Genomic DNA, 9,943 nt, shown 5'->3' on the forward strand with positions numbered 1-9,943 from the left:
GGAGTTCATTTCGATTTGAATAATTTTGGTTAATGTCCTCACTTGGTGGTACTTGTGAGGATTTTTTGTAGTTAACCATAATACTACTACTTTTTTGTCAATTGCTCACGCAAAGCCACAAAAATGTATAAATAAAAGACTTGTTACTACAGTCTTGATAAAATATGCTAGATTTAGCATATAAAGGGTGCAAGTAAAGCAATTGGAAACAGAACAGATAAAACCCCTCGAATGGGTAGGAAGTTCCCTAGAAGACCTAAAAGAGTTTCCTGAAGAGGTAAAAGGGGAAATAGGATATGCTCTGTATTTAGCTCAAGTTGGTGATAAACATCCTCATACCAAACCTTTGAAGGGATTTAAAGGAGCGACTGTATTAGAGGTTGTAGAAGATTTTGATGGAGACACCTATCGAGCTATTTATACTGTGAAACTACCAAAAGCAGTTTATGTGCTTCATGTTTTCCAGAAAAAATCAAAACATGGTATTGCTACACCGAAGCAAGATATTGATTTAATTGAAGCAAGACTTGAAAGAGCAAAACAGCATTATAAGCAAGTTTATCAGTAAGAGAAAAGGAAATAATCATGACAGAAAAGATTGAAGTAAAAACCAGTAGCGGTAACGTATTTGCTGATTTAGGTCTACCCAACCCAGATGAAATGCTAGTAAAAGCAGAACTAGCACGAAAAATCAGTAATGCTATCATTGCACGTCATATTACACAAGCAGAAGCGGCTGAATTATTAGGAATTGATCAACCAAAAGTTTCTGCTTTAATGAGAGGAAGACTTGCAGGGTTTTCTCTAGAAAGAATGTTTAGATTTCTCAATACTTTGGGAATTGATGTAGAAATTACAGTCAAAGCTAAATCTAGAGATGATGCACGGATAATAGTAGTTTAATTTGTGCTTGTGAAAAGGTTGACTTTGATGAATGGTAGATATTTACTCGATCTCAAACTCTCATTCCTCTGTGATCTGGCGTGGTTCGTCTTTAGTAACTTGTGCGTAAGTCCTAAAGATAAAAAGAAATAATCATGACAGAAAATATTGATATAAAAGCCAGTTGTAGCAAGGTATTTATAGTATTGCTAAAACCGGCCTTTTTATGGAATATTAATACAGTGTCTAGAATGATACCTATTTTCTTTAAGTCAATTCAATTTGCGAATCATCACCAATTAAAAAACGTAATGCTTTAGGACGACGAGGGGCGATACTTAATTGGGCGCGTTGTCCAATTAAACTATCAATAATCCGCTGCTGAATACCCGTAATTTTAGCACCTTCTAAAACTACACTATGTTCTAAATCCGTTTCTATCAGGGTTGAATTATCCGCAATGCTACTATAAGGACCAATAAAACAGTTCTCTAAATAACAATTATTACCAATTACCACAGGACCGCGAATTGTACAGTTGATAATTTTAGATTTAGCACCAATTTCTACCCTACCAATAATCTGAGTTTTACTATCAATGTCGCCTAAAATTGATTTTGTTAAATAGGTATCAAGAATCAGCCTGTTAGCTTCTAATAAATCATCTTTTTTCCCTGTATCTAACCACCAACCATCAAGATTATAAGCTAAAACTTCTTTTTTTTGATCTATTAAACATTGAATAGCATCCGTAATTTCTAACTCTCCTCTCGCTGAAGGTTTAATTTGAGAAATTGCATCATGGATAGTCGCCAAAAAGAAATAAACTCCTACCAATGCTAAATTTGACGGGGGAACTTTTGGCTTTTCAATTAATTGTAATACCTTACCTTTTTCATCTACCTTCGCTACACCAAAGGCACTAGGATTTGGGACTTTACGCAACAGAATTAAAGCATCTGGTTCTTGTTGGCTAAATTTATCCAAAAATGAACTTAAGTCCCCTTGTTGAATTAAGTTATCTCCCAAATACATCACAAATGGCGAATCCTTTAAAAAAGGCCGCGCCACCTGGACAGCATGGGCTAATCCTGCCGGTTGTTCTTGTAAAATATAGGTGATATTCACACCAAATTTGTCGCCATTTCCCGTTTTATTTTTGACTTCTTCTCCTGTTTCTGGACTGATAATAATACCAATATCCCTAATTCCCGCCCCAGCCATTTCTTCAATTCCGTACCATAAAATTGGTTTATTAGCAACGGGGACAAGTTGTTTTGCTCCGGTATAAGTTAAGGGGCGTAATCTTGTGCCTTTTCCACCGGATAAAATTAATCCTTTCATAAAGATTTTCCTTGTAATTCTTTTAACATTAATCTTAGTCTTTGTCGCCAATGGAGAGGATAAGTTCCCAAGATTCTAGATATCTTATCACAAGCTAAAATGGAGTAAGCGGGACGTTTTGCTGGTGTGGGATATTCGGGAGTGGTAATAGGAATGATCTTTTCAATTTTCACAGGGAAGCCTAGTTTTTCAGATTCTTCAAAAATTGCTATAGCAAAGTCATACCAACTCGCAACACCACTATTTGTATAGTGATAAATTCCAGTAATTTCTGCTGTTAATTGGGGGATAATTTGGGATATTGTCAAAGCTATATCTTGAGACCAAGTAGGACTTCCAATTTGATCTGTAACTACCCTAATTTCCGGTTTTTCTTTACCAAGTCGTAACATCGTTTTCACAAAATTGCTTTTTCCATAAGTCCCATAAACCCAAGCTGTACGGATAATTATATGATGATGGGGACAAGTTTTTTGAATTGCTATTTCTCCCGCTAATTTTGTCTTTCCATAGACACTTAATGGATTAGGAATATCAGTTTCTTGATAGGGATAATTGTGATTACCACTAAATACGTAATCTGTGGAAAGATGAATTAAGAAACTTCCTAGTTTTTGGCTTTCTTCGGCGATAATTTGCGTGGCTATAGCATTGACAGTATTAGCTATTTCTGGTTCGCTTTCGGCTTTGTCTACTGCTGTATAAGCAGCAGCGTTGATAATTATTTCCGGGTGGGTTTCTTTGATAATTTGACGGAGATTTTCAGGTTGATTTAAGTCTATTTCGGGACGTGCATAAGCAATAACTTTATAGTTAGATGAAAGGGTATTTTTTAGTTCTGTTCCAACTTGTCCGTTACTACCTATTAATAATATTGATTTATTCATAAACTTCCGCTTCTTTAAAAGTTGGAGCATTACTATCTTTAGCTGATAAAATCGGTGGTGTCGTCAGAGGCCAATTTATAGCTAAATCTGCATCATTCCAAATTATAGCGCGATCGCTTCCCGGTGCATAATAATCTGTAGTTTTGTATATCACTTCTGCCATTTCTGAAAGTACGAGAAAGCCATGAGCAAAACCTGGTGGTATCCACATTTGGCGTTTATCTTCAGCACTGAGTTCGTAACCTACCCATTGTCCAAATGTGGGAGATTTTTTTCTAATATCCACAGCCACATCAAAGATTTTACCAGCAATAACGCGAACTAATTTACCTTGGGGTTGGATAATTTGATAATGTAATCCTCGCAACACGCTTTCTTCCGATTTTGAGTGATTATCTTGAACAAATTTGGCTGTAATTCCCAGTTTTTCTGTGAATATTTTTTCGTTATAGGATTCCAAAAAAAAGCCCCGTGAGTCTTGGAAGATTGGCGTTTCAATCAAGATAATCTCTGGTATTTCCGTAGGAATAGTTTTCATTGTTTTCGATTTTACTAGTTTGCTAATTAATAAATAAGTATTATTTTTTTATGACTCAGCTAACTGCTATAATTTTCTAACTTGTAGTCAGAACTTTAGTCCTATTTTTTCTCAAAACTATTAGATAATAGCACAAAATGTTAATTTCACAATTAAAGTTTAACAACAACCTGATTACTTGCATCTTTGCACCCTTCGGTGAGACATATTCATATATTTAATCAGCAAGGCCAAATTTTGATTTATCCTTTCTTGTTATTTCCATAAATATGCAATAATTGATATATCTCTATTCTTCAAGAGAATTTCCATCAAAATCATCTATTGATCATAACTGTAAACAATGCAAGTAGAATCACAAGCGTCTCATATTGATAATAATATTATTACTGATTTCGGTAGTGTGATCATTCCCCAAGCACCTGCTGGATTTAAATCGGGTTTTATCGGTATTATCGGTCGTCCTAATGTCGGTAAATCCACGTTAATGAATGAATTAGTTGGACAAAAAATAGCCATTACTTCCCCCACAGCCCAAACTACTCGCAATCGTTTAAGAGGTATTTTAACTACAGAAACCGCCCAGTTGATCTTCGTAGATACACCTGGTATTCATAAACCACATCATCAATTAGGGGAAGTGCTGGTAAAAAATGCGAAAATTGCCATTGAATCAGTAGATGTTGTATTATTTGTAGTTGATGGTACGGTTGCCTGTGGCGCAGGCGATCGCTATGTTGCAGAATTATTAACTCATAGTCAAACACCCGTAATTTTAGGAATTAATAAAATTGATCAACAACCGGAAGATGCTCAAAAAATAAATGAGAGTTATATTCAATTAGCCAATACTTATCAATGGGAAACTGCGAAATTTTCCGCTAAAACTGGTGCGGAATTATTACAACTACAAGATTTATTAATTAGTCACCTCGAACCAGGACCATTTTATTATCCCCCGGATTTAGTTACAGACCAGCCAGAACGGTTTATTATGGGTGAATTGATTAGAGAACAGATATTATTACTAACTCGTCAAGAAGTTCCCCATTCCGTAGCCATAGCCATTGATTTAGTCGAAGAAACCCCGAAAATTACCCGCGTTCTTGCCACTATTCATGTTGAGAGAGATTCGCAAAAAGGTATTCTCATTGGTAAAGGGGGAACAATGCTAAAATCTGTTGGTAGTGCAGCTAGAGAACAAATTCAAAAGCTAATTGCGGGGAAAGTTTATCTAGAATTATTTGTCAAAGTACAACCTAAATGGCGACATTCACGGGTGCGGTTAGCCGAACTAGGTTATCGTGTCGAGGAATAAGTGATAAACTACTTATTGTAAAAGTCAGCACCAAGGCAGTTATGATTAAATCTTGGATGATAATTGGCATTATAGCATTCTTAGTAGGTTTTGCTGGTAACTGGATGACACCCAACCAGAGTCAATGGTTTCGACAACTACAAAGACCTCGATGGTTAACATTTGAATCAGTAATTCCCCTGATTTGGACAGTAATATTTACTTGTGGCGCTTGGTCAGCTTACATCATTTGGGAACACAGCCCAAATACCTATACAACACGCTTAATGATGGGTTTATACCTACTTCTAGAAATATTTACCATAGCTTACACCCCTGTAATGTTACATTTTCGCAGTCTCATAGTTGGGACAATTATCGGTGGTACAGGACTGCTGATTTGTTTGTTAATTACATTAGCAGTTTTACCAGTATCAACCTGGTCAGCATTACTATTATTACCTTATTTACTGTGGAGTCCTATAGGTACATACACCACATGGGAAATGAGTCGTCTTAATCCTCAAGATGCTTAAATCCCGAAAGTTGAAAGTCTTGATGATATTTGACTTTCAACTGTTGACAATAGGTTTTATCCCTTTCTTCCTTTGCGTCTTTGCTCCTTTGTATTTTGGCACGAAAAAACCGCATATTACAAAACAGAAGATTTATTTTCTGTTGTTTGAATAAAAGATTGAAAATCCCCATTTGGTGTCCATTGAACTGCACCATCTTTACCAGTAAAAAAGAGCTTCGTTTGTCCTTTACTTAAAGAAGATAATGTTTTACTATCTAGACTATTAGCAGGAGTGATAGCTATTTGGGGTTTAAGTGCTAAAATTAGATCTTGTAAAGATTCTGATGGACACCATAAAACTTGGGGAGAAGACAAATCTCCACTTTTAACTAATTCTTGAATTTGTTGGGATTTAATATTACCGACCAATAACCAGTTTTGATTAAAAATTTGTAATTTTAAAATTGGTATCTGCTCATTAATTAATTGTGCGATAATCGTCGAATTATTTATCGGTTGACCAACTACTAAACTTTGATAGATTCCTTGTTTTTTCTGGAGTTGTTGCTGTAGTAATTGAGTTGCGATATTGTCTTCTAAATTTGGAGTATATTCATAGAAATTTTTAATTGGTATATCTTGCATAATTTCCAACCAAGGATCATAACTATGACCAGAAAACTTACTAGCTACAGCCAAATTAACTTGATTTATCCCTTGCTGTCTTAAAAATGGCAGAATTGTAAATCTCCCCGTACCTTCATTTCCTCCATTAACTATCGCAATATTTCCTCGATCTTGAATTACTAAAACAGGTTCAGTCCTGGTTTCTAATAAAGTAATTCTTAGCAAATTATCATGAGAATACCAAAGGGGAAAAAGCACCAAACCGACCACAATAAAACCTGCAAACCACCAGCGTTTCTGCCACCATGTTACTAACAAAGGTAAAATAATTAAAAGATAGATAGTCAACATTTGCCAAATTGATATACTACCAACAGGTATCTGACTTCCCGGTAAATGATCAAAAAATTCCACCAGTTGAATTAACCAATGGGTAGGATAATATAAAAAACCCGCTAAAATACCTCCTAAATCTGGTGAAATTAAACTTACCAAACCGCTAATCATTCCTCCAAGACTAATGATAGAAATAAATGGTGTCGTCAGAATATTAAGAGGCACACTATAAACTATAATTACACAAGCAAATTCTAGCAATCGGGGTAAAGTCCAAATTGTTGCTGCTAAAGGTGCAGAAATTAAAGAACTAATTGTTGGTGGTAGCCAATCTAAACGTTTATCTATTGCTGGTGCGGTAACAATTAATCCTAAAGTAGCTAAAAAACTCAATTGAAAACCTAAATTCCAAATCCACAAAGGATTAAATATTAATAATAATGTTGCGGCTATTAACAAAGATCCCAACTGTTTCACACCTTTTTCTAAAGCCAAACCTAGTAAAGCTGCAAAGCCCATAATGACGGCTCTTAATACCGCAGGTTCAAAACCGGCTAAAAACAAAAAACTAGTTAGTCCCAAGCCACCCAGAGCGATCTGGATCGCTTTATTTGTACCTTTAGTTAGTTGTAAAATTACACCTAAAATTAAAGAAGTTTGAAAACCAGAAGCAGCCAAAGCATGAGCCAAACCAGTCCTCACAAATAAATCACGGATATCATAGGGTAAATCAATAGCCTTAGCACCTAAAACCATGGAACTGACAAGAGGACCTTCAGGAACACCTAATAGACGAGCTTGTGATCTCCCGATTTTCTCACGAACTTGCCACCATCCCCAAGGACGCTGATCATCGAGAATATTAATCTGTCTTCCTGCTAAACCCGCAAAAGTCTCCTCCTGTCGCAGATATTTCTGAAAATCAAAACCACCGGGATTTAACGCTGCTGTTGGTTTATACAAAAATCCTGTCACCGCAATTTCTTGTCCAGGATATAAACCAGTAGACTGAAGTATCGGTACAGTCACGTATAACCTACCAGTTACCTCCCTGGGATTCCCCCCAGAAACTTGATTATTTTGTAACTCATCTAACTGAGTCGCTGCTAACCAAAATTGTCCTTTTTGACTGCGAGTTAAGCGAGGATTACTATCCACCAACCCTCGCACAATCACTGACTGTTCAATATTAATTTTATCACTAGCCACAAAGCGACTAATATCTTTTATTCCCGGTTGAGGTAATCGCAAATTAAAATAAAAAGTAGCCAACAAACCCACCACACCAGCTATTAACCACACACTAGGATGGGGAATATTTGTCCAGTTATTAGGAACTGGATTTGTTTTGCTAACAGTCGCACCTTTTTTAAGAGCAAATTTTATTAAATTAACATATATTCGGCGAAATAACACCGCCCCAACCACACCCAGAAATAAAATCCAGACACCACCCCAGGGAATTGCGGTAAATAGCAAACCCAAAATATAACTAAGACAGATAATTATTCCACTCGTTTGCATCATAAATCACAATAAATGCCAAAGCACCCAGGAGATTAAAATTTAATTTGCTTTTTACACAAATAATTCATCTTTGGTAACTTTGGCAATCAGAAAATTATAAAGAAATACCCAAATTAAACCCTAAAACGGCATGAACAAACATAACCCCTAGTGCTATAGTCCCCAAATAAGCATGAACTACACGCAACCCAGCTTTATCCCCAAAAAATCCACTTAGAGAAATCACACCATTAATTAACAACAGTATTAACACCAGCGAACCAGTCCAGAAATGAGGACTTGCAAACAGCGGTTTTTGCTGCATCACTAATGATAAAACTCCGCCGATATACCCACCAGCTAAAAATAAAAACAACCAGGGAGCTAATTGACGGTGAGCCGCACGGCTTTGAATTGCTGTATCTTTATCTACTAACAACTTACCGCGCCAACCTGTCACACCCACAAAAGTTCCCACCACAAAAATCACAATTCCCATCATTACTGGATGTCCCCAATGTACAATCGGTTCAGGAACACCCAGAGAACGAAACCAACCGGCAATTGGTTCTAAAACTGCACTGACATTTACCATCTTACACACCACTGTTTTAACATTAACTTTTTCATCCCCCCTCTATCCAGCCACCGTATATACACATCCTTACCCAAAGATAGTTTTCAGCTACGAAAAAGGATCTATCTATTATCCAGTTCCCCTCCTCGCTTGCGCGGAGAGACTAGGGATGGGGTATGATAGCAACCAATAGGCAATTATTTCCGACTTGTGTGTACACCATAGCTGTGCAGGGGGGATTACAAAATTTTATGATCAATACGGATCATTATTGATCAACTTACGGTACTTTTCAGCAACGGAAAACCCAACTTTTCCCTTTGTTCAACATATAAATGAGCCACCTTTCTTGCCAAATGCCGAATTCTAGTAATGTAACGAGTTCGTTCCGTCACCGAAATTACTCCCCTAGCATCCAGCAAATTAAAAGCGTGAGAACACTTAATCACATAGTCTAAACTAGGTAAAACCAATCCTCGTTCTGTTAATTGAGTAGCTTCCTGCTCATATAAACCAAACAGCGTCAGCAACATTTCAGGATTGGACGCTTCAAAATTATAAGTACACTGTTCAATCTCACCCTGAAGATGAACATCACCATAAGTAATATTATCAGTCCATTGAATCTTAGTAATAGCCTCCACTTGCTGAAGGTACATCACCAACCGCTCCAAACCATAAGTAATCTCAATGGACACAGGACGACAATCAATGCCACCACATTGCTGGAAATATGTAAATTGGGTAATTTCCATCCCATCTAACCACACTTCCCAACCAGTACCCCAAGCGCCCACCGTCGCATCCTCCCAATTATCCTCCACAAAGCGAACATCGTGATCTTCAGGACAAATCCCCAAAGCCCGCAAAGAATCAAGATAAATCTCCTGGATATCATCCGGTGACGGCTTAATCAACACTTGATATTGATAATAATGCTGAAAGCGATTGGGATTTTCACCATAACGGCCATCTGTAGGCCGACGACAAGGCTCAACATAGGCAACAGCCCAAGGTTCAGGTCCCAAAGCCCTTAAAAACGTATGGGGATTCTTAGTCCCCGCACCCTTCTCCATATCGTAGGGTTGGGCAATTAAACAGCCACGCTGTCCCCAAAACTCATGCAATATCGCTATTACAGACTGGAAATTCACTATCTACTCTTCCTTTAGTCAACAATTTCTAACCCATTGTGGACTAAAACCAGCACTGTGAGCAGGTTTCAGGGCAATAAAAAATTTTTTCCAAAAAGATGGAAAAAGTAGTTGACAAACCCAAATAGATTAGATATATTGAATAAGTGCTGGAGAGCCAAGCCAAGAGAGGCAACGCCAAACAGCGCACCGAACCTTGAAAATATTATAGTTTGAAAGCCAGAATACGACAAGTACCCTGCGTCAGAAAAGAAATAACCTGACCGTGGTTGTAAAAA

At 37.1% G+C, this 9,943-nt stretch carries 11 protein-coding genes; 4 read left to right on the top strand and 7 right to left on the bottom strand.

Annotation, left to right across the window (positions count from 1 at the left end; translation table 11 throughout):
• The first annotated feature begins 187 nt into the window (after nt 1–187).
• The gene (locus ACIR131C_RS0104455) at nt 188–568 is read left to right on the top strand and encodes a type II toxin-antitoxin system RelE/ParE family toxin (protein WP_231395385.1); all 381 of its coding nucleotides are present in this window, start codon (nt 188–190) and stop codon (nt 566–568) included.
• A 17-nt stretch (nt 569–585) separates the two neighbouring features.
• A complete protein-coding gene (locus ACIR131C_RS0104460) occupies nt 586–903 on the top strand; it encodes a helix-turn-helix domain-containing protein (RefSeq protein WP_028089228.1) in 318 nt (105 codons plus the stop codon).
• Nucleotides 904–1,149: 246 nt separating this feature from the next.
• On the opposite strand, the gene ACIR131C_RS0104465 is transcribed toward ACIR131C_RS0104460, so the two are convergent.
• Genes ACIR131C_RS0104465 through rfbC form a run of 3 tightly spaced genes read right to left on the bottom strand, consistent with a single transcriptional unit; the run spans nt 1,150 to nt 3,651 of the window.
• A complete protein-coding gene (locus ACIR131C_RS0104465) occupies nt 1,150–2,226 on the bottom strand; it encodes a glucose-1-phosphate thymidylyltransferase (RefSeq protein WP_028089229.1) in 1,077 nt (358 codons plus the stop codon).
• Nucleotides 2,223–3,113, bottom strand: a complete 891-nt coding sequence (gene rfbD / locus ACIR131C_RS0104470) for a dTDP-4-dehydrorhamnose reductase (protein ID WP_028089230.1) — start codon at nt 3,111–3,113, stop codon at nt 2,223–2,225. The genes ACIR131C_RS0104465 and rfbD overlap by 4 nt, the downstream gene beginning before the upstream one ends.
• Nucleotides 3,106–3,651 carry a dTDP-4-dehydrorhamnose 3,5-epimerase gene (gene rfbC / locus ACIR131C_RS0104475; RefSeq protein WP_028089231.1) on the bottom strand — a complete coding sequence of 182 codons (546 nt, stop codon included), beginning with the start codon at nt 3,649–3,651 and terminating at the stop codon, nt 3,106–3,108. Before rfbC ends, rfbD begins: the two co-directional genes overlap by 8 nt.
• Before the next feature lie 343 nt (nt 3,652–3,994).
• Between rfbC and era the strand changes: the two genes are divergently transcribed.
• Nucleotides 3,995–4,969 (top strand): GTPase Era, encoded by a 975-nt coding sequence (era, locus tag ACIR131C_RS0104480; protein ID WP_028089232.1) that lies wholly within the window; start codon nt 3,995–3,997, stop codon nt 4,967–4,969.
• Between the two features lie 41 nt (nt 4,970–5,010).
• A complete protein-coding gene (locus ACIR131C_RS0104485; protein ID WP_028089233.1) occupies nt 5,011–5,484 on the top strand; it encodes a TspO/MBR family protein in 474 nt (157 codons plus the stop codon).
• A gap of 116 nt (nt 5,485–5,600) precedes the next feature.
• Here the strand turns inward: ACIR131C_RS0104485 and ACIR131C_RS0104490 are convergent, their stop codons facing one another.
• The 4 genes from ACIR131C_RS0104490 to ACIR131C_RS26570 all read right to left on the bottom strand — a co-directional run.
• Nucleotides 5,601–7,955 carry a ComEC/Rec2 family competence protein gene (locus ACIR131C_RS0104490; protein ID WP_028089234.1) on the bottom strand — a complete coding sequence of 785 codons (2,355 nt, stop codon included), beginning with the start codon at nt 7,953–7,955 and terminating at the stop codon, nt 5,601–5,603.
• Between the two features lie 94 nt (nt 7,956–8,049).
• A complete protein-coding gene (locus ACIR131C_RS0104495) occupies nt 8,050–8,529 on the bottom strand; it encodes a DUF4079 domain-containing protein (protein ID WP_028089235.1) in 480 nt (159 codons plus the stop codon).
• Nucleotides 8,530–8,786: 257 nt separating this feature from the next.
• Nucleotides 8,787–9,665, bottom strand: a complete 879-nt coding sequence (glyQ, locus tag ACIR131C_RS0104500; protein WP_028089236.1) for a glycine--tRNA ligase subunit alpha — start codon at nt 9,663–9,665, stop codon at nt 8,787–8,789.
• A 68-nt stretch (nt 9,666–9,733) separates the two neighbouring features.
• The coding region (locus ACIR131C_RS26570; protein ID WP_231395386.1) for a hypothetical protein at nt 9,734–9,943 on the bottom strand (210 nt) is incomplete at its 5' end.

The organism is Dolichospermum circinale AWQC131C, assembly GCF_000426905.1.
GTDB classification, from domain to species: domain Bacteria; phylum Cyanobacteriota; class Cyanobacteriia; order Cyanobacteriales; family Nostocaceae; genus Dolichospermum; species Dolichospermum circinale.

Coding starts and splice junctions, on each gene's coding strand:
- ACIR131C_RS0104490 (WP_028089234.1), bottom strand. CDS start 7,955: ATGATGCAAACGAGTGGAATAATTATCTGTCTTAGTTATATTTTGGGT.
- era (WP_028089232.1), top strand. CDS start 3,995: ATGCAAGTAGAATCACAAGCGTCTCATATTGATAATAATATTATTACT.
- ACIR131C_RS0104495 (WP_028089235.1), bottom strand. CDS start 8,529: ATGGTAAATGTCAGTGCAGTTTTAGAACCAATTGCCGGTTGGTTTCGT.
- ACIR131C_RS0104465 (WP_028089229.1), bottom strand. CDS start 2,226: ATGAAAGGATTAATTTTATCCGGTGGAAAAGGCACAAGATTACGCCCC.
- rfbD (WP_028089230.1), bottom strand. CDS start 3,113: ATGAATAAATCAATATTATTAATAGGTAGTAACGGACAAGTTGGAACA.
- ACIR131C_RS0104485 (WP_028089233.1), top strand. CDS start 5,011: ATGATTAAATCTTGGATGATAATTGGCATTATAGCATTCTTAGTAGGT.
- ACIR131C_RS0104460 (WP_028089228.1), top strand. CDS start 586: ATGACAGAAAAGATTGAAGTAAAAACCAGTAGCGGTAACGTATTTGCT.
- rfbC (WP_028089231.1), bottom strand. CDS start 3,651: ATGAAAACTATTCCTACGGAAATACCAGAGATTATCTTGATTGAAACG.